The organism is Pseudomonas sp. GL-B-12 (assembly GCF_019955895.1).
Classification (GTDB): Bacteria; Pseudomonadota; Gammaproteobacteria; order Pseudomonadales; family Pseudomonadaceae; genus Aquipseudomonas.
The window spans coordinates 15,481-34,974 of record NZ_JAHBCX010000033.1; the positions used below are offsets into that span (position 1 = coordinate 15,481).

Annotated in this window: 19 protein-coding genes; 13 read left to right on the top strand and 6 right to left on the bottom strand. The window is 58.2% G+C overall.

The features are described 5' to 3' along the window. Positions 1-5 precede the first annotated feature (5 nt). Both KGA85_RS17955 and KGA85_RS17960 read left to right on the top strand, forming a co-directional pair. On the top strand, positions 6-887 hold the full coding sequence (locus KGA85_RS17955) for an ABC transporter permease subunit (protein WP_317850335.1): 882 nt from the start codon (positions 6-8) through the stop codon (positions 885-887). Continuing rightward, a complete protein-coding gene (locus KGA85_RS17960) occupies positions 884-1,774 on the top strand; it encodes an ABC transporter permease subunit (RefSeq protein WP_223455875.1) in 891 nt (296 codons plus the stop codon). The genes KGA85_RS17955 and KGA85_RS17960 overlap by 4 nt, the downstream gene beginning before the upstream one ends. Positions 1,775-1,882: 108 nt before the next feature. On the opposite strand, the gene KGA85_RS17965 is transcribed toward KGA85_RS17960, so the two are convergent. Further along, positions 1,883-4,282, bottom strand: coding sequence for a penicillin acylase family protein (locus tag KGA85_RS17965; protein WP_223455876.1), 2,400 nt, complete (start codon positions 4,280-4,282; stop codon positions 1,883-1,885). 506 nt (positions 4,283-4,788) lie between these two features. On the opposite strand from KGA85_RS17965, the gene KGA85_RS17970 reads away from it, so the two are divergent. The 3 genes from KGA85_RS17970 (at position 4,789) to KGA85_RS17980 (ending at position 7,656) form a co-directional block, all read left to right on the top strand. Next, positions 4,789-5,139: a hypothetical protein gene (locus KGA85_RS17970; protein ID WP_223455877.1), complete on the top strand. Its 351-nt coding sequence runs from the start codon at positions 4,789-4,791 to the stop codon at positions 5,137-5,139. Positions 5,140-5,258: 119 nt separating this feature from the next. Continuing rightward, positions 5,259-7,412, top strand: coding sequence for an S-type pyocin domain-containing protein (locus KGA85_RS17975; protein ID WP_223455878.1), 2,154 nt, complete (start codon positions 5,259-5,261; stop codon positions 7,410-7,412). After that, on the top strand, positions 7,405-7,656 hold the full coding sequence (locus KGA85_RS17980) for a bacteriocin immunity protein (RefSeq protein ID WP_223455879.1): 252 nt from the start codon (positions 7,405-7,407) through the stop codon (positions 7,654-7,656). Before KGA85_RS17975 ends, KGA85_RS17980 begins: the two co-directional genes overlap by 8 nt. Before the next feature lie 77 nt (positions 7,657-7,733). On the opposite strand, the gene KGA85_RS17985 is transcribed toward KGA85_RS17980, so the two are convergent. Continuing rightward, positions 7,734-8,309 (bottom strand): DUF6436 domain-containing protein, encoded by a 576-nt coding sequence (locus KGA85_RS17985; RefSeq protein WP_223455880.1) that lies wholly within the window; start codon positions 8,307-8,309, stop codon positions 7,734-7,736. A gap of 97 nt (positions 8,310-8,406) precedes the next feature. Between KGA85_RS17985 and KGA85_RS17990 the strand changes: the two genes are divergently transcribed. Continuing rightward, on the top strand, positions 8,407-9,354 hold the full coding sequence (locus KGA85_RS17990; protein WP_223455881.1) for an alpha/beta hydrolase: 948 nt from the start codon (positions 8,407-8,409) through the stop codon (positions 9,352-9,354). Between the two features lie 46 nt (positions 9,355-9,400). Here the strand turns inward: KGA85_RS17990 and KGA85_RS17995 are convergent, their stop codons facing one another. Then, complete coding sequence (locus tag KGA85_RS17995; protein ID WP_223455882.1) at positions 9,401-10,153, bottom strand: DUF2059 domain-containing protein; 753 nt, start codon at positions 10,151-10,153, stop codon at positions 9,401-9,403. 108 nt (positions 10,154-10,261) lie between these two features. Here KGA85_RS17995 and KGA85_RS18000 point away from each other — a divergent pair, with 108 nt between their 5' ends. Next, a complete protein-coding gene (locus tag KGA85_RS18000) occupies positions 10,262-10,894 on the top strand; it encodes a 2OG-Fe(II) oxygenase (RefSeq protein ID WP_223455883.1) in 633 nt (210 codons plus the stop codon). Positions 10,895-10,896: 2 nt separating this feature from the next. Next, complete coding sequence (locus KGA85_RS18005) at positions 10,897-11,382, top strand: DUF523 domain-containing protein (protein ID WP_223455884.1); 486 nt, start codon at positions 10,897-10,899, stop codon at positions 11,380-11,382. Between the two features lie 122 nt (positions 11,383-11,504). Here the strand turns inward: KGA85_RS18005 and KGA85_RS18010 are convergent, their stop codons facing one another. Then, a complete protein-coding gene (locus KGA85_RS18010; protein ID WP_223455885.1) occupies positions 11,505-12,089 on the bottom strand; it encodes a transporter substrate-binding domain-containing protein in 585 nt (194 codons plus the stop codon). Positions 12,090-12,225: 136 nt separating this feature from the next. On the opposite strand from KGA85_RS18010, the gene KGA85_RS18015 reads away from it, so the two are divergent. Continuing rightward, positions 12,226-12,648 (top strand): DUF4399 domain-containing protein, encoded by a 423-nt coding sequence (locus tag KGA85_RS18015; protein WP_223455886.1) that lies wholly within the window; start codon positions 12,226-12,228, stop codon positions 12,646-12,648. A 121-nt stretch (positions 12,649-12,769) separates the two neighbouring features. Here the strand turns inward: KGA85_RS18015 and serA are convergent, their stop codons facing one another. After that, positions 12,770-13,999, bottom strand: a complete 1,230-nt coding sequence (serA, locus tag KGA85_RS18020) for a phosphoglycerate dehydrogenase (protein WP_223455887.1) — start codon at positions 13,997-13,999, stop codon at positions 12,770-12,772. 206 nt (positions 14,000-14,205) lie between these two features. On the opposite strand from serA, the gene KGA85_RS18025 reads away from it, so the two are divergent. From KGA85_RS18025 to KGA85_RS18040, 4 genes are all read left to right on the top strand, one after another. Then, entirely contained in the window at positions 14,206-15,600 is a 1,395-nt protein-coding gene (locus KGA85_RS18025; protein WP_223455888.1) for an FAD-binding oxidoreductase, read from the top strand. A gap of 38 nt (positions 15,601-15,638) precedes the next feature. Next, positions 15,639-16,304: a fumarylacetoacetate hydrolase family protein gene (locus KGA85_RS18030; RefSeq protein WP_150755054.1), complete on the top strand. Its 666-nt coding sequence runs from the start codon at positions 15,639-15,641 to the stop codon at positions 16,302-16,304. Between the two features lie 257 nt (positions 16,305-16,561). Further along, a complete protein-coding gene (locus tag KGA85_RS18035) occupies positions 16,562-17,488 on the top strand; it encodes an SdiA-regulated domain-containing protein (protein ID WP_223532989.1) in 927 nt (308 codons plus the stop codon). Between the two features lie 107 nt (positions 17,489-17,595). After that, complete coding sequence (locus tag KGA85_RS18040; RefSeq protein WP_223455890.1) at positions 17,596-18,513, top strand: SdiA-regulated domain-containing protein; 918 nt, start codon at positions 17,596-17,598, stop codon at positions 18,511-18,513. A gap of 146 nt (positions 18,514-18,659) precedes the next feature. Here KGA85_RS18040 and rpiA read toward each other — a convergent pair whose 3' ends face one another. After that, positions 18,660-19,334 carry a ribose-5-phosphate isomerase RpiA gene (gene rpiA / locus KGA85_RS18045; RefSeq protein WP_223532991.1) on the bottom strand — a complete coding sequence of 225 codons (675 nt, stop codon included), beginning with the start codon at positions 19,332-19,334 and terminating at the stop codon, positions 18,660-18,662. Between the last annotated feature and the right edge of the window lie 160 nt (positions 19,335-19,494).

Below are 19,494 nucleotides of genomic sequence, written 5' to 3' on the forward strand. Positions count from 1 at the left end.
GAATAATTCCCGGTGGCCGTCAGATGGTCATCGGGGTTCCCTTCATCTGGCTGTTCCTGTTCTTCATGCTGCCGTTCTTCATCGTTTTGAAGATCAGCTTCGCCGAAGCCGACGTGGCCATTCCTCCCTACACCGAAATCTACAGCTACGCCGAGCAGAAGCTGCAGTTGCTGCTTAACCTGGGCAACTACGCGATGCTGGCCGGTGACGAGCTGTACATCGCCGCTTACCTCGGCTCGTTGAAGATGGCGCTGTTCAGCACCATCCTCTGCCTGCTGATCGGCTACCCGATGGCCTACGGCATCTCCGTTGCCCGCAAGGAAGTGCAGACGGTGCTGGTGCTGCTGATCATGATGCCGACCTGGACCGCGATCCTGATCCGCGTTTACGCGTGGATGGGCATCCTCAGCAACAACGGCCTGCTCAACGGTTTCCTGATGAGCATGGGCTGGATCGACGAGCCGCTGCAGATCCTCAATACCAACCTGGCGGTCTACATCGGCGTGGTTTATTCCTACCTGCCGTTCATGATCCTGCCGCTGTACGCCAACCTGGTGAAGCACGACCATAGCCTGCTGGAAGCTGCGTCGGACCTGGGTTCGAGCACCTTCAACAGCTTCTGGAAAATCACCGTGCCGCTGTCGAAAAACGGCATCATCGCAGGCGCAATGCTGGTGTTCATCCCGGTGGTGGGCGAGTTCGTGATCCCGGAACTGCTCGGCGGTCCGGAAACCCTGATGATCGGTAAAGTGCTCTGGCAAGAGTTCTTCAACAACCGTGACTGGCCGGTGGCGTCTGCCCTGGCGGTAGTGATGCTGGCGATCCTGATTGTGCCGATCATCCTGTTCAACCGCAGTCAGGCCAAGGAAATGGAGGGTAAAGAATGAAGCGCTTCCGTTTCTCCAGCCTGATGCTGGTACTGGGTCTGTTGTTCATCTACCTGCCGATGCTGATCCTGGTGATCTACTCGTTCAACGCCTCCAAACTGGTAACGGTGTGGGGCGGCTGGTCGATCAAGTGGTACGTCGGCCTGCTCGACAACAGCCAACTGATGGGCTCGGTGGTACGCTCGCTGGAAATCGCCTGCTACACCGCCATCGCGGCGGTGGCACTGGGTACATTGGCGGCGTTCGTCCTGACGCGCATCACCCGTTTCAAGGGCCGTACCCTGTTCGGTGGCCTGGTGACTGCGCCGTTGGTGATGCCCGAGGTGATCACCGGTCTGTCGCTGTTGCTGCTGTTCGTGGCCATGGCGCAGATGATCGGCTGGCCGCAGGAACGCGGTATCGTCACCATCTGGATCGCCCACACCACGTTCTGTGCGGCCTATGTGGCGGTGGTGGTCTCGGCGCGCTTGCGCGAGTTGGACCTGTCCATCGAAGAGGCGGCCATGGACCTCGGTGCACGGCCGTGGAAGGTGTTCTTCCTGATCACCATCCCGATGATTGCGCCATCGCTGGCGGCGGGCGGCATGATGTCCTTCGCGTTGTCGCTGGATGACCTGGTGTTGGCGAGCTTCGTGTCGGGCCCGGGTTCAACGACCCTGCCGATGGAAGTGTTCTCGGCGGTCCGTCTGGGGGTCAAACCCGAGATCAACGCCGTGGCGAGCCTGATCCTGTTGGCAGTGTCGATCGTGACCTTCATGGTCTGGTTCTTCAGCCGTCGCGCCGAAGAAAGCCGTCGTCGTGCGATCCAGCAGGCGATCGAAGAAGCGGCAGCCGACTCGTGGAAACAGCCGGACGTGCGTCGCGCGCAGGCACCGGAAGCGGCTTGAGTCTGAAATAGGGTTGGGCACAATTCTGTGGCCAACCCAAAACCAGTGTGGGAGCGGGCTTGCTCCGGGCGGCGTTCCGACGAAGAGGCCAGTCCTGCCGACACCGAATTATGGCATAGCCCGCGCCGGCAACAGCTTCAACGTACTGCGCGTATTGGCTGTGACCTCTTCATCATTGAAGTGCGCCTGGAAGTACATCCCCTCGATGTAGGCCTCGGCCTGATCATCATAGTGGCTGTCGAACAGTACGCCGCTCTGACCAACCGGGTTGACGGTCAGGCTGTGGGCCGGGTCGGCGAAGTCGATCAGGCGCCGGGTCGAGGGGCCGTAGGTGACGGGCCAGGGTGCCGGGCCAATTTTCGCCGAGAGGTTGTTCGGCACTTCATGGCTGCCGGGTGCGGCGAAGGGACCAACATTGAAGAACAGGTCCAGAGGCTTTTGCTGCCCGAGCGGGTGGCCATGGGTCAACGTGTGCGCGTTGCCCCACTGCCATTGCGAGGAGTCTGCACCGAGGGTGCTCTTGAGATGCGCGAGGCTGGCTTGCCAGGCGGCCTTCACCGTATCGGCACGGGTTTCCTTGCCCTGGGTGTTGCGGTTGTCCCACCACGGCGAATCGGCAGTGGCGGCCAGCCGGGGGAGCGCGGCGTCGATCACCCGGGTCGAGAGCAGCGTTTCGAAGAAGTCGTTACCCAGCTCATCGCGCATCGTCGCGTCAGCCAGGTTGAACAGGAACTGGTTGAACAGCGTGGCGCTGGTCGAGTCGAGCGGGTAATCGCCTTGCCACTGGACCAGTTGCTCCAGCAGTTTGAGTTCGGCGGGATCGCTCACCACTTCGCGCAACACTGGCAACAGCGGTGCCAACAGACGCGGGCCGTAGGCGGTGGTGGTGCCCAGTTGCAGCTTCTGGCTGTTTTCCAGGTCCCATTTGACCGCTTTGTCGCTGAGCTGGCGATTGAGTTGCTGGCCACGATCGGCAAGGTTGTAGTAGCCGGGAATCTCCATGCCGGTCGGCGAAACCGGCTGGAAGTTGGCCGAGACGATGTAGCCCCGGGCCGGGTTTTCTTCCTGAGGGTTGGCCGTGAACGGGTAGAAGCCATCCTTGTCTGCCTCGGCGGTGCTGCCGTCGAGGATGAACCATGGGTGTACACCCGCCGGGCGTTTAGGCAGTTGCGCCGCCGCCCACCAGCCGATGTCACCCTTGGCATTGGCCCAGACAACGTTCAGGCCCGGGGCCTGGATTTTCGCCGCGGCACCACGGGCCTTGGCCAGGGTGTCGGCGCGATTGAGCTGGTAGAAACCCTCCAGGATCGGGTTCTGGCTTTCGAGAAACGCCCACCACATGGCAATCGGTGTCTTGCCGACGCCGTTGCCCAAGGCATCGTTGACGATCGGACCGTGGGGCGACTGGCGCAGCACTAGCGTCACCGGTGCCTGGCCCTTGACCGCGATCTGCTGCTCGCTGGTCGTCATGTCCACCCACTTGCCGCGATACCAGACCTGGTTGGGGTTGTCCGGGTTGACCTTCTCGGCGATCAGGTCGAGGTCGTCGTTCTGGAACATGGTGATGCTCCAGCCGAAGTCGCGGTTCATGCCCAGCGACGCAAACGGCATCAGAGCCTGATAGTGGCCGTAGAGTTCAAAGCCCGGCGCCGAGAGCTGCGCTTCGTACCACACAGACGGCGCGGAAAAACGGATATGTGGATCACCCGCCAGCAGCGGCTTGCCGCTTTGGGTCCGGCTGCCCGCGACGACCCAGGCGTTGCTGCCCTCGAACTGTGGCAGGCCGTTGTCAGCCAGGGCTTGTTCGCTGAGGCGGGCGAGGGCGTTGAGGTCTTTCCAGTCGGCGCTGGCCAATGGGGTGTCGGTCCCGTTGAGCACGCCTTTGGGCTGCCAGTCGAGATCGAAGATGTTCAGGTATTCGGGCCCCAGTTGATCGCGCACGAATGTCAGCAAGGGTTCGGTACGAAATGCCGCGGCAAAACTGTAGGCCATGTAGCCGGCGATGCTGATGGTGTCCTGGGCCGTGAACGGGCGCTTTGGAATACCCAGCACGTCGAACTCCACGGGTTTGGCGTGGCTGTCCTGATACTGGTTGATGCCGTCCAGATAGGCTTGCATGGCGATGAAGGAGGGCGACTGCTTGTCGAGGTTCGCGAAGTAAGTTTCGGCGCGTTCGCGAATGCGTAGGCTGCGCATCAGTTTGTCGGTATCGAGCAGTTTCGGCCCGAGCACTTCAGCCAGTTCGCCACGGGCCAGGCGACGCAGGACTTCCATCTGGAACAGGCGGTCCTGGGCATGCACATAGCCGAGGGCGCGGTACAGGTCGGTTTCGTTGTCGGCGCGGATGTGCGGGACGCCGCGCTCGTCGTAGCGCACGGTGACGGAGCCTTGCAGGTGTTGCAGTTCCACCATGCCCTGGCGTGACGGCTGCTTGCTGTAGAGGTATCCGCCGGCCCCGGCGGCCAGCACGACGATCAGCAGAGCGAGAGCGGTCAGGCTGCGTTTCATAAGAGTCCGTTCCATGTTGTTAGAATTATTGGGAAGAAAGTTTATAGTTTTGATTTTGTCGATAATAGTGCTTTGAGAATTAATAACACAGTATTTTATGAATAGGAAATTTCCTTCAAGCTTCTAGGAGTTGCACTACAGAAGTGGTGTTGCAAGGTTTTGCAGCTACAACCTATAAAGACGCCTCAGAGTGTCAGTTGACTCGGTGTGGCTGGCTCTAGTTTTAATGGTTTTATTTGTTTAGCGATAAATATATATCGCATCTGTCGCGAAAAAATACGTTAATTTGATGCCCTAGCAGACTAAAGCCCAGCTGTATTAACGATCACGTCACTTCGTCGATCAATGTAACTCTGCATTTTTTAATCGCGAAATCATGACGTGACAAGGGCGCAGCATGTTGCCCTGCTGGGCCGTCTGTAAAATCTGACAAAGACCATCAAGGAACTGTAAGAAGCGTACTAAATACGTTATTAACAATGAAGAAACTGACATGGATAAGTCATATGAATGATGCTGAAAAATATTTAGGGTTTCATAGGAAAATAGGACCGGGCTCATTCGAAATTGGCCCTGTATATATCAGAGACAAGGAACCATCACGACAGGATATCGGTGGTTTTTTCAAAGGGTCTTGGGGGCCGTATGAAGGCCCCCATAGAGGCACCAGTGCTGGCTCTGGAAAGCTCCGTCCGATTACTCCTTTCATATGGGATGACCTGATGTTGGAGCAGAGAGTAAATCAGGAATACATCGACAGTGAATACGTAGAAATTTTCAACAGACTTACAGAAACGGCTATCAGAGAAATAGAGCAAGAAAAACAAGCAGCCAAGGGGGGCACGCTCTCTCGTTAGCGGAAACGGCCAAAATAGATCAGGAAACAACTATTAATGCGATCCATTCAAAAGCAGCAGAGTACCGAGCCCAAAACGAAATCACGCACTCGCTTTACGGTCACAATCCATTTTTTTTGATGAAGGAGTTGTCCTTCAAAAAGCTCCATGAAAGCCTGGACTTGAATCATCCAAATTTCATGGGTGCCTATGATGCAATAGACAAGGCATATCGTGCAGCGTTAGAGCTTAAACGTCTTTCGTTGGGGATGCATGTTCTGGCCAATCAGCTCCCAGAACTGTCTATGAGAAAAGACCAGGCAAATGCCGGAGTTCCGACCAGCGGAGAAGGCCAGAGGTATCTTGCGGCGGAAAGACTTTCAGTTGTTAACCTGGAAACCAACATCCGATTTCAACTGTTACCTGTATTTCTCGCTGAGAGAATTGTCGCAGTAGCAGGTACGACAGGAGAGCGTAGCCTCTCTCAATCGCTTATCCATTATAAAATGGCAACAGATCAGATATTTAATTCTGAGTGGGCTGCTGTCCACCCTTACGTAAAGGCAAACCCAAATATAAATGCACCATTAAGCAAGCCTGAACTTGAGGCGCTTAATAATCTGGTGGACTTGCAGGCTAATACGAATATTGGAACACGCTGGCAAGATTACCATGTAACACTTCTTCACGCAGAAAATCTTCGATATTTATGGGAAACAACAAATGCCTTTTCGGGGCTGATCGCTCGCGCCGAGGAAGCGGAGCGCTTGGAAGAGCAGTTACGTATCGCAGCGGAGCAGGAAGTTCGTTATCTACAAGAACAAACTCGTATTGCGGCAGAAGCTGAGGCAAGGCGTGTAGCTGCTGAACAAGCTCGTATTGCGACAGAGGCTGAAGCCAGGCGTGTAGCAGTTGAACAAGCCCGAATTGCGGCAGAAGCTGAGGCAAGGCGTGTAGCTGCTGAGCAAGCTCGTATTGCGGCAGAGGTAGAGGCAAGACGTATAGCGGCTGAACAAGCTCGTATTGCGGCAGAGGCTGGGGCCAGGCGTATAGCGGCTGAACAAGCTCGTATTGCGGCAGAGGCTGAAGCCAGGCATGTAGCAGCTGAACAAGCCCGTATTGCGGCAGAAGCTGAAGCCAAGCGTATTGCTGAAGAGCAGGCGCGTGCAGCGGCAGAGGCTATTCAAAGCGCCAACGCGTTCCGTGTCTCAGGTGCTGCGTCAGCGGCAGGACCGTTGTTTATGACCTCGGCGGGAACCGTTGCTGTTATTGAGGCAGCTTCGGTCACTCTGCAAGCGGCTATCCGTGCGGCAATTACGGCAGTGGGAGGGATGGTTGCAAGTGTTGGGGCTGGGGTTGTTGTAGGTGTTTCGGCACTGTTTTACTCATCGAAGCTGGGTAATGGTGAATTGCCGGAACGTTATGCTTTCAGTACGCCGCTCTCGGACCTTGTTCATGACATCGGGCAAGATTTAAACGCCGTCGCTGCTGCTGGCGGAGCTGTTGATTTGCCTTATCGCATCAGTTCAAAGACTGCAGCAGATGGACAGTCAGAACTGTTTGTCGTCATGACGGATGGCCTGACTGTTCCGTCAAAAGTTGGCGTAGTTGCTGCCACTTATAATGCCGAACAGAACGTCTATACCGCGGCCACTTCGGATGTACCGCCACGAACCTTTACGTGGACCCCTGTCGTCAATCCAGGGAATAGTTCGACGACCTCACCTGCCGAACAGCCAGTGCCACCGGTTTACACTGGGGCAGCGGTGATACCGGTTGAGGGACGGATCGATACATTCCCTTCGGTTTCCGAAGCCGGCTTTGATGATTTTATTACGGTTTTCCCGGTGGATTCTGGCCTGCCACCGGTCTATACAATGTTTCGGGATCGGCGAGAAGATCCGGGTGTTGCGACAGGTTTTGGTCAGCCTGTATCGGGGATCTGGCTGGGGACTGCATCGCAGGGTGAAGGCGCACCTGTTCCGTCGCAAATTGCCGATCAGCTGAGGGGCAGGGAGTTTAAAAATTTCAGGGCGTTTCGAGAGACTTTTTGGAAAGCGGTCTCTAATGATCCTGAGTTAGCTAAACAATTTGATGTTGGTGTTTTGGCTACAATGAAGAAGGGTCGAGCACCTGTTGCAAAAGAGAGTGAGCAGGTGGGTAGGCGAGTGAGGTTTGAACTGCATCATAAGAAGTATATCTCCGAAGGCGGTGGTGTATATGATATTGACAATATTAATGCAGTTACTCCGAAGAATCATATTGAAACTCATAAGGGGGCAAAAAATGAGTAAGTTAATAAGTGAGATGTCAGAGGCTGAGTTTTTTAGGTTTGTTACGAAAGTATATAATGATGAATATGATACGGAAGAAGAGCATACTGACGCGATTTTAGAGTTTAAGGCCCTGGCCGAACACCCATCTGGTTCCGATTTGTTGTTTTATCCGGAAGCCGGGAAGAGTGGGCCGGCGGCGGTAGTGGCAGAGGTGAAAGCGTGGCGGGCTGCTAACGGTAAGCCAGGATTTAAGACGGTTTAAACTCTTGATTCAAAGAAATGGTCTTGCCGTCTGTTAACGGCAAGACCATTTCTTTTATCGGCTGACTAGCGATGGGCTCATTCATTGTCAATCCACGGGCAGTAACACCCCACTGCCAGTGTGTGCGTGGCACTCACCGCACGGCCTTCATCCAGCGCTTGCAGGATCGGTTCGATAAAGCTGTTGCTGGAGTTGCAGGTCAGGCCTTCGCTGTAGGGACCGAAGTACGCCAGTTTGCCGCTGCGATCCCAGATCGCCACGGCCGGGCTGGCGGGGATCTGTTCGGAACCGGGCAGGATGTCGATGGATTTTAGGCTGCTCAAGGTGCCCGGCAGCTGGCCGTGGCTACCGGGTTTTTGCACGACATAGAATTCCACGCCATGGGGAACGTAGCGCTCGACGAGTTCGGTCAGGTGTTGTTGATTGCCGACATTGCACGGGCAGGCCGGGTCCCAGAAATGCACCAGGCGGATGGCGCCAGGGCCGGCAAGGGATTCGGGAAGGCGTAGCGGATCGCCGGAAAACATCGCGGTGTGCTCGCTGAACGCCCGCAGGTAACGCCCCTGGAACCAGTCGTAGGCCGCCCACAATACGCCGGCACACACCACGGCGAGCAGGCAGGCAAACAGGGTGGCGCGAAAGGGCGAGCGCATCGGTTCAATCCTCGAAGGTCGGCTAGCTTGCCATGCTTGCCGCGACAGAAGAATATCGCAGGCCTATAAAGTCCGTTTCACGATTCTGGAATCGCCCATGCCGGCTACTTTCGACCCCGATCTTCTGCGTGCAAGCCTGCTGCCACTGGCGGTCGGGCAGCCGTTGTCGGCGCAGGCACAGGCTTACCAGCGATTCTACGGGCTGGATTTTGCCCAGCGTCAGGTGCGCAGTGGTCTTGGGCGATTCGAGGTCGACGGTTATGAGCTGGTCAGCCAGTTCTGGTGGCCTGAGCGAGCAAAGGCCACGCTGTTTGTCATCCACGGTTTCTACGATCACACCGGGCTCTACCGGCATGTGATCGAATGGGCGCTGGACCAGGGCTTTGCGGTGATTGCCTGTGACTTGCCGGGGCACGGCCTGTCCAGCGGCGAACGGGCGAGCATCAAGGATTTCGCCGAGTATCAGGACGCGTTGCAAGGCTTGTTCAGTGAGGCGCAATCCCTCGACTTGCCGCAGCCGTGGCACCTGTGCGGGCAGAGTACCGGCGGGGCGATCGTGATTGATCATGTGTTGAATGCGGGGGCGAACAGCCCGGCCCAGGGCCAGGTGATTCTGCTGTCGCCGCTGGTGCGGCCGCGGGCGTGGGGTTGGTCGCAACTGAGTTATTACGTACTCAAGCCTTTCGTCAAAGCCATCGCCCGGCGTTTCAGCGAGAACTCCAACGACCCGGACTTTCTACCGTTCCTGCAAGCCGATCCGTTGCAGCCGCTGCGCCTGCCGACAGCCTGGGTGGGTGCATTGGCGCGCTGGATCAAACGCATCGAGGCCGCCCCCATGAGTACCCGCCGGCCACTGATCGTGCAGGGGCAGGCCGACATGACAGTGGATTGGGAGCACAACCTGGAAGTGTTGCGGGGCAAGTTTGATCGGCCGCAGGTGCTGATGCTGCCCGAGGCACGGCATCATCTGGCGAATGAGACGCTGGTGATGCGGCAGGAGTATTTCGGGTTCTTGACCAAGCGGATCAAGGGCCGGAATCCTTAACGTCTGTTCCGGCCCCATCGCGAGCAGGCCTATCAGTCGCTGAAGATCACTGGGTCAGGTTCGAATTGCTCTGCCCCACCGCCAACCCCGCCCGAATCGCCGTCAGCGCCGCTTGATAATAAGCCTGGCCTTCCGTCGATTCGGCAAAGGTCGCGAACTCTTCCAGTTCGTTGTCCGACAGGTCGCGATAGACATACAGCAGCGTGTTGTTCAGGTCGCTGCCGATCTGGTCCATCAGGCGCTGACGCTGGCCGTTGAGCATGCCCTGGGCCTGACCGGCACCGAGCAACCCCGGGATCATCGAACTCAAGCTATCGGCGGCGACGCCAGCAATCGCCAGGCTGACTTCCGCGCCGGCCTCGCGTGCGGGCAGGGCTTGTGCCAAATGGCCGATGATCAGCATGCGGCTGTCGCTGGCCTGCATCTTCGGCAGGCCCTTGGCGTTCTTCGCCAGTTGGTCGCGACGGGTCGCCAGCAGCTCGGCGGCAACGATTTTCTTGCCCAGGGGCGATTGGAAAAACGTCAGCGCGGGTTTGGGGTTGGCGAGGTTCTTGCGCAATTGTGCTTCGGCGCGCTGATCCACGGCCCGGGCGGAAAAACGCTGATTGCTGTTACTGACCAGTGCCTGAAACACCGCCGGAGGCAGGCTACCCTGGTAGCGTTGCTGAGCGGCCGAGAGGGCGTCGTTGAAATGCGCGCGTTGTTCCGGCCAGCCGGCGACCTTGTACAACTGGTCGTGGCCGTCTGCCCAGGCGGGCAAAACGCAGAACATCAGCAGTGATAAAAGCAAACGGCGCATAGGGACTCCAGTCAGCAGGCGACTATTCTCCGTGCGGCATCCCTGCTTGTCGAGAATTCGTATCAACCCGCTGCGCAGCTCTGTCGGATTTTCGGGCACAGGAATACTATGCGCGGCATGCAAATATCCTCCGATCACCCGCTGCTGTTACGAATCGTCGACGACCTGGCCGAGCACGGCTGGTCGCAGCAGAATATTTTCCTGCCTCTGGATCTGACCCGAGCGCTGGCGGCCGAGTGTCGCAAGCGTGCTGCCGAGGGTGAACTGGCTCCGGCCGCCGTGGGCCGTGGGCCGTCATCGGAGATCCGCGAAGGGATTCGTGGCGACCATATCCAGTGGATCGACCCCGGCCAGGCCGAGGCTTGCGACAGCTACCTGAGTTTGATGGACAGCCTGCGCGAGGCGATCAATCGCGGTCTGTTTCTCGGCCTGGAGGATTTCGAAAGCCATTTTGCGATGTACCCGCCCGGAGCCTTCTACCTGAAGCACGTCGACCGCTTTCGCGATGATGACCGGCGCATGGTTTCGGCGGTGGTTTACCTCAATGACGGCTGGCTTCCCGAACACGGCGGCCAGTTGCGCATGTACCTCGACAATGATCGCGTCCACGACGTGCAGCCTATCGGCGGCTGCCTGGTGGTGTTTCTCTCCGGTGAGGTTCCCCACGAAGTCCTGCCCGCAACCCGCGATCGCCTCTCGCTGACCGGCTGGTTCCGCCGGCGCGGCAACGAGCCGTTCTGATCATGCAGAAAATTCTCGTCAGCCGCTGCCTGTTGGGCCACCGCGTCCGTTACGACGGCGGGGCCAGCGGGCCGTTCGATCAACTTCAGCAGTGGCTGGATGAAGGTCGGGTCGTGCCGCTGTGCCCGGAGGTGGCCGGTGGTTTGCCAACGCCACGGGCGGCGGCGGAAATCCCTGGCGGGCAGGGCGCGCAAGTCCTCGATGGCCAGGCGTTGGTGATCACCACCGAGGGCGAGGACGTCAGTGCGCAGTTTCTGTCGGGGGCGTATCAGGCACTGGAGCTGGTGCAAAAGCATGGCATCCGCATCGCCGTCCTCAAGGCCAACAGCCCGTCCTGCGGCAATCTGCTGACCTATGACGGGATGTTCAGCGGCGTGAAGGTCAGTGGCGAGGGCGTGACAGCGGCGCTACTCAAGCGCCACGGGGTGCAGGTGTTCAGTGAGCTGGAGCTGGCTGAAGCGGCTCAGGCATTGTCTGCGCAGGACTGACCAACACAAACCCCCTGTGAGAGCGGGCTTGCTCGCGAATGCGCCGGGTCAGTCGATATTAATCTTGCCTGACACACCGTCTTCGCGAGCAAGCCCGCTCCCACAATGGATCTCAATCATCTTCAAGGCTTCGGCACCACGCCCGCATCCGCCCCCAACCACTTCTGCTCCAGCGCTTGTAGTCGCCCGTCATCCTTGATCCGCTGCAAGGCGTTTTCCAGGCTGGCATGGAACGCCGGATTACCCTTCTGAAACGGAATCGCCAAGCTTACGGCCGGGTTGGTTTCGGGCTTCTCTTCTGTCAGCGACTGCACCAGCAGAATGGAACGCGGCTCTTCTTTCTGCGCGATCAATTGCGTATGGGTTTGAATGTAGGGTTCGCTGAAGTCGAAACGATCCTGGAGATCCGGGGTCGCTGCTATGTGGTTGATGGCGATGTCGTATTTGCCGCTTTCGACACCGGTCAGCAGATCGCTGCCGTCGGTGACGACAAAGTCGGCCCGGACATCGAGTTCACTTGCCAGCAGTTGGCCCAGCTCGACTTCGAAGCCGGTGAGCTTGTCGTCATCCTTGAAATTGAATGGGGGGGTGTTGGCTTCAACGGCAATGCGCAATTCGCCCCGGTCGTTGACGTCATCAATCAGTTCGGCATGAGCCAAAGGGCTCAAAAGGGGTAGCAGGCAGATCAGGCCAGGCAGAAAGCGCATGGTCACTCCTTTGAATTTATTATCGCGGACCCTCTGATTCAGGCTCGCTTTGCTATGGTTGTCGAGTGCCTTCGACAACGAATGGCCATGAAGTTGTCATGGCCACGCGAATTTTACGGAAAAACTGGAGAAGAGAATGAAAACCTTTATGTCACGTGCTGCTTTGGCTGGCCTGTTGATGGGTGTTTCGGTGCTGGCCAGTGCAACGCCGGCGCCGAAAGGCGCCGAAGTGTCCATTGTTTCTCCCACGGACGGTGCGACGATTCCACAGACAGTCGTCGTCAAGTTCGCGGTCGAGAACATTGCCCTGGCACCGGCGGGCGATACCACCAAGAACACCGGTCATCACCATGTGCTGATCGACGTCGATGAGCTGCCAGCCGCCGGTGCGCCGATCCCCAAGGATGCCAACCACCTGCATTTCGGCGGTGCGCAGACTCAGGCTGAAATAACGCTCACCCCGGGCAAACACACCTTGCAGCTTGAACTGGGCGATAGCAACCACATACCGTTCGATCCGCCGATCGTTTCCGAGAAGATCACCGTCAATGTGAAATAAAAAAGGGAGCCCGCTTCGCTGGGGCTCCCTTTTTTATAGTTGCAAGCTGCAAGCTATAAGCTTCAAGTCAAAGCAAAGCGAACCTCACTTGCCGCTTGAAGCTTGAAGCTTGTAGCTGCTCTTAAAACAACACCCGGCTACGGATGGTGCCGTTGACGTGTTGCAGCTTCTCTTGCGCCAGGTCCGAGTACTCGGCGTCGACGTCGATCACCACGTAGCCGACCTTCTCGTTGGTCTGCAGGAACTGACCGGAGATGTTGATGCCGTTTTCGGCGAAGACCTTGTTGATCTCGCTCATCACGCCCGGGATGTTCTCGTGGATGTGCAGCAGGCGGTGCTTGCCAGGGTGAGCCGGCAGGGCCACTTCCGGGAAGTTCACGGACGATACCGAAGTACCGTTGTCGCTGTACTTGACCAGTTTTTCCGCCACTTCCAGACCGATGTTGGCTTGGGCTTCAGCGGTAGAACCACCGATGTGCGGGGTCAGGATCACGTTGTCCAGGCCACGCAGCGGGCTTTCGAACTCTTCGTCGTTGGAGCGTGGCTCCACCGGGAATACGTCGATGGCCGCGCCGATCAGGTGTTTGTCCTTGATCGCGTCCGCCAGGGCGTCCAGTTCGACCACGGTGCCGCGGGCGGCGTTGATCAGGATGCCGCCTTTCTTGATGGCGCGGATTTCCTTCTCGCCCATCATCCACTGGGTGGCGGCGGTTTCCGGTACGTGCAGCGAAACGATGTCGGACATCGCCAGCAGCTCGTGCAGGTTGCCTACCTGAGTAGCATTACCCAATGGCAGTTTGGTGATGGTGTCGTAGAAGTACACCTGCATGCCCAGACCTTCAGCCAGGACCGACAGTTGAGTACCGATCGAGCCGTAACCGACGATACCCAGCTTCTTGCCACGGATCTCGAAGGAGTTGGCCGCGCTCTTGATCCAGCCACCACGGTGGCAGGAAGCGTTCTTCTCAGGGATGCCGCGCAGCAGCAGGATCGCTTCGGCCAGCACCAGTTCCGCTACGGAACGGGTGTTGGAGTACGGCGCGTTGAACACGGCAATGCCGCGCTCGCGGGCAGCACTCAGGTCGACCTGGTTGGTGCCGATGCAGAAACACCCTACAGCCACGAGCTTCTTCGCGTGATCGAAGATCTCTTCGGTCAGTTGAGTGCGGGAGCGAATGCCGATGAAGTGAGCATCAGCGATCTTTTCCTTGAGCTGGGCTTCCGGCAGAGAACCAGTGAGGTACTCGATGCTGGTGTAGCCCGCCGCCTTGAGGACGTCGACAGCCGATTGGTGGACGCCTTCGAGAAGAAGGAACTTGATCTTGCTCTTATCGAGAGAAGTCTTGCTCATCTGCGTAAACCTGTATCCCGGAGAAAAATGGCAGGAAAGGGAGCAGCCCGGAGCTGACCCGCACGGCAGGAAAGCCGTCACCGCAGAACAGCCCTTGGGCACTATCCTGCGGGGTCGTTATGCTAGCATATGCACCCCGCTAAACACTCATTCCTGCGACGTGAAGCGTTCTCAGGATGACCATGAATTGTTCGAGAGTTCTGTCGATGACCAATCCTGCCCTGATTGAAGAGCTGAAGACCCTGGTTGAGCCTGGCAAGGTGCTGACCGATGCCGACTCCCTGAATGCTTACGGAAAGGATTGGACCAAGCATTTCGCCCCGGCCCCGACCGCTATCGTGTTCCCCAAGTCCACTGAGCAGGTCCAGGCCATTGTCCTGTGGGCCAACAAACACAAGGTGGCGCTGGTGCCTTCCGGCGGTCGTACCGGGTTGTCCGCAGCAGCGGTGGCGGCCAATGGCGAGGTGGTCGTGTCGTTCGACTACATGAACCAGATCCTCGACGTGAACCTCACTGACCGCACGGCCGTTTGCCAGCCGGGCGTGGTAACCGAGCACTTGCAGAACGTCGCCGAAGAAAAAGGCCTGTATTACCCGGTGGACTTCGCTTCGGCGGGTTCGAGCCAGATTGGCGGCAATATCGGCACCAATGCCGGCGGAATCAAGGTGATTCGCTACGGCATGACCCGTAACTGGGTCGCTGGCATGAAAGTGGTCACCGGCAAGGGCGACGTGCTGGAACTGAACCGGGACCTGATCAAGAACGCCACCGGCTACGACATGCGTCAGCTGTTCATCGGCGCCGAAGGCACCCTCGGGTTCGTGGTCGAAGCGACCATGCGCCTGGACCGCGCACCGAAAAACCTCACCGCGATGGTTCTCGGCACCGCCGATTTCGACTCGATCATGCCGGTGCTGCACGCCTTCCAGAGCAAGCTTGACCTGACCGCCTTCGAGTTCTTCTCCGACAAGGCCCTGGCCAAAGTCATGGCCCGTGGCGATGTACCGGCGCCGTTCGAATCCGACTGCCCGTTCTACGCGCTGCTGGAATTCGAAGCGACCACCGAAGAAGTGGCCAACCACGCCCTGGAAACCTTCGAGCACTGCGTCGAGCAGGGCTGGGTTCTGGACGGTGTGATGAGCCAGAGCGAAACCCAGCTGCAGAACCTGTGGAAGCTGCGCGAATACATCTCCGAAACCATTTCCCACTGGACGCCGTACAAGAACGACATCTCGGTCACCGTATCGAAAGTCCCGGCGTTCCTGAAGGAAATCGACGCGATCGTCGGCGAACACTACCCGGACTTCGAAATCGTCTGGTTCGGCCATATCGGCGACGGCAACCTGCACTTGAACATCCTCAAGCCGGATAACCTGAGCAAGGATGAGTTCTTCGCCAAGTGCGCCACTGTCAACAAGTGGGTGTTCGAAACCGTCGAGAAGTACAACGGTTCGATCTCCGCCGAGCACGGCGTGGGCATGACCAAGCGTGACTACCTGACCTACAGCCGTTCACCGGTCGAGATCGAGTACATGAAAGCGGTCAAGGCGGTGTTCGACCCGAACGGCATCATGAACCCGGGCAAGATTTTCGCTGTTTGATTTTCGAACTTTAAGAGCCAACGAAGCAGGAGTCGGTAATGAGCTATCAGCACCAGTATGTCGACGGTACGCGCATTCACTTCCCGCTGGGGAAAGTGGTGTGCATCGGCCGTAACTACGCCGAACATGCCAAGGAACTGGATAACCCGGTGCCGACCGAGCCACTGCTGTTCATCAAGCCGGGCAGTTGCGTGGTGCCGCTGGAAGGCGGTTTCAGCATTCCGACCGAGCGCGGTTCGGTGCATTACGAGGCGGAAATCGCGGTGTTGATCGGCAAGCCGTTGTCGACCAAACCGAGCCGTGAAGAAGTGCTCGACGCCATCTCCGGTTTTGCTCCAGCCCTGGACCTGACCCTGCGCGACAAGCAGGCCGAGCTGAAATCCAAGGGCCTGCCCTGGGAAATCGCCAAGTCCTTCGACGGCGCGGCAGTGCTTGCTCCGTTCGTGTCCGGCAGCTCGTTTGCCGACCTGACCGACATCGGCATCCGCCTGACCATCAACGGTGAAGTGCGCCAGGACGGCAACAGCAGCGCAATGCTCAACCCGATCGTGCCGATGATCCAGCACATGGCCGGCTGCTTCTCGCTGCAGGCCGGGGACGTGATCCTCACTGGCACGCCAGTGGGCGTTGGTCCGCTGAATGTCGGTGATGAGATCGTACTGGAGTTGCCGGGCGTAAGCAGTTTCACCAGCAGCGTTCGCTAGTCCAGACACCGCCAAACCCTGTGGGAGCGAGCCTGCTCGCGATAGCGGTGTGTCATCCAATATCTTTGTTGGCTGACACGCCCCAATCGCGAGCAGGCTCGCTCCCACATTGGTTTTTCCGTGGCCTGTAAAAGGCTCACCCTGTCATTTCCCGTTTTTTTCACATCCAGTCTGGATAATTTCAGGGCTATTGGCCTCTGAGCCGGCCCCAAACTGTGCTATTACCCCTAGCCTGAATTTCTGGAACGCATTCCCCAATGGCCACTCCTCCGCTTTCCACGTTTAAACCTGCCCGCCGCTCGCGCTTCGCCCTGCGTTGGCACACCTGGCTTCTGCTGGTGGCCGTTGTCGCCTACGGTGTTGCATTCGCCATGCACTGGGATTCACGGGGCGTGCTCTGGGTGAAAGAGCAATTCAAAAGCCCGGCCGAGCGCCAGGCGAGCATCTGGCTTCCGGACTATCGGGCGGTGATCGATGCCAAGCCGTTGTCGGGCATGGAGAAGGATGAAGCTTCGGACCTGGCCTACGACCCCCAGACCAAGACCCTGTTTTCGGTCATGGGCAAGAACCCGTTCCTGGTCGAATTGAACTTGCAGGGCGATGTGCTGCGCAAAATGCCGTTGGTCGGCTGGAGCAACCCTGAAGGCGTCACCGTGCTGGGCGACGGCCGACTGGCCATTGTCGATGAGCGCGAGCATTTGATCGCTATCGTCAAGGTCGATGCCGACACTCGCGAGCTGAACATCACCGATTTCCCGACATACGACCTCGGGCCTTCCAAAGACCAGAACAAGGCGTTCGAGGGTGTCACCTGGGATCCGCGCAATCAGCAACTGCTGCTGGGCGAAGAGCGCCCGCCGGCATTGTTTGCCTGGAAAGGTGATGGCAAGGTCCTTACCGGCGACAAGTTGAAGCTGGCCAGCCATGCACTGGACATGCGCAACCTGTCGGCACTGGCCATCGACCCGCGGACTGGCCACATGCTGGTGCTGTCCGCCGAATCGCACCTGTTGCTGGAGCTGGACAAGAAGGGTGAGCAGGTCAGTTTCATTACTCTGCTGCGTGGCTTCAACGGCCTGAAAAATACCATTCCGCGTGCCGAAGGCGTGACCATGGATGAGGCGGGCACGCTGTACATGGTGAGTGAACCGAACCTGTTTTATCGCTTCGAAAAACAGAAGTAACCAGCGCCTGCGCTGATTGCCTGTACGTAAAAGGCCAGCAGCCATTAAGCTGCAGTTCAGACAGGCGTGATATTTCATCCGACTGTATTGACCCTGAGCCCACCCGAATGCGTCGATTTGCCCGCGTCAAATCCCTGATTCTGATCCTGTCGGTGGTCTCACTGATTGCGTTGATGGCAATCGCCCAATACCAGCGCCTGTTCGAGCGCGCCTGGTTCAATCTGCATGCGCTGTGGCAGCCGGTGAGCTCCCGGTCCATGGGGCTGGACCAATACCAGGTCGTGACCGAGGCGCAGGTGATCGATGACCAGGCTGACAACATTTCAGCATTGACCTACGACCCGGTGCGCAAAAGCCTGTTCACCGTTACCAACAAACGAAGCGAGCTGATCGAGTTGTCCCTCGACGGCAGGATTTTACGCCGCGTGGCGCTGGTCGGTTTCGGTGATCCGGAGGCGGTGGAGTTCATCAGCGCAGACACCTATGTGGTTGCTGATGAAAGCCAGCAGCGGCTGATCAAGATTCATCTGGAGCAGGACACCACGTTCGTCGATGCGGCAGACGCCGAACAGATGACCGTTGGCGTACACATGGGCAGCAACAAGGGCTTCGAGGGGTTGGCTTACGATTCGGTGAGCAAACGCCTGTTCGTGGCCAAGGAGCGCGACCCGATGCTGATCTACGAGGTGCACGGTTTTCCGCGCTTCAATCCTGAAGAATCCTACTCGGTGCACGTGATCAACGACCCCAAGCGTGATGCCGGGATGTTTGTGCGGGATCTGTCGAGTCTGCAATACGACGAGCGCAGCGGGCATTTGCTCGCGCTGTCGGATGAGTCGCGATTGATTCTGGAACTGGATGTGGATGGGCGGCCGTTGAGCACAATGTCCCTGAGCAAGGGGCGCCAGGGCCTGCAAAAAGCCGTGCCGCAAGCGGAGGGGATCGCCATGGATGACGACGGTACGCTGTATATCGTCAGCGAGCCGAATCTGTTCTACGTGTTCAAGAAACCGGCACAACCCTGACCAACACCACAAAGCAAATGTGGGAGCGAGCCTGCTCGCGAAAGCGGTGTATCAGTCGAGATTGATTTCAACTGACAGTCCGCTATCGCGAGCAGACTCGCTCCTACAGGTATTTCATCTTTCCACAAATAGGTGGGCAGATTGGCTTACTCCGCGCGCAGGGTCTTCACGCCCTCGCTCGTACCCAGCAACAACAGATCCGCCGGACGTGCCGCGAACAAACCGTTGGTGACCACGCCGACGATCGCATTGATCTGCGTCTCCAGTTCCACCGGATTGGTGATCTGCATGTTGAACACGTCGAGGATGATGTTGCCGTTGTCGGTCCGCACGCCTTCGCGGTAAACCGGGTCGCCGCCGAGCTTCACCAGTTCACGGGCCACGTGGCTGCGGGCCATCGGGATCACTTCCACTGGCAGCGGGAAAGTGCCGAGGACCGGCACCAGCTTGCTGGCATCGGCGATGCAGATGAAGGTCTTGGCCACGGCCGCGACAATCTTCTCGCGGGTCAGGGCTGCGCCGCCGCCCTTGATCAGGTTCAGGTGTTCGTCGCTTTCATCGGCGCCGTCGACGTAGAACTCCAGGTCGCTGACGGTGTTCAGTTCGTACACCGGAATCCCGTGGCCCTTGAGGCGCGCGGCGGTGGCTTCGGAACTGGCGACGGCGCCATCGAATGCACCCTTGTGCTTGGCCAGGGCATCGATGAAGCAGTTGGCGGTGGAGCCGGTGCCGACCCCGACGATGCTCTTGTCGTCGAGTTTCGGAAGGATGAAGTCGACGGCGGCCTGAGCTACTGCCTGTTTGAGTTGATCCTGGTTCATGCGGGCTCCGAGGTGCCGAGGAGGGAACGAAAGGCCGGCATTATAGGCCTCGGGGCGGGGAAGGTCATTGCCCGATTGGCGGGTGCGACGGTATGTCTGGGCGAACAAGGTTTTGTGGCGAGGGAGCTTGCTCCCGCTGGAGTGCGAAGCGCTCCCCTGC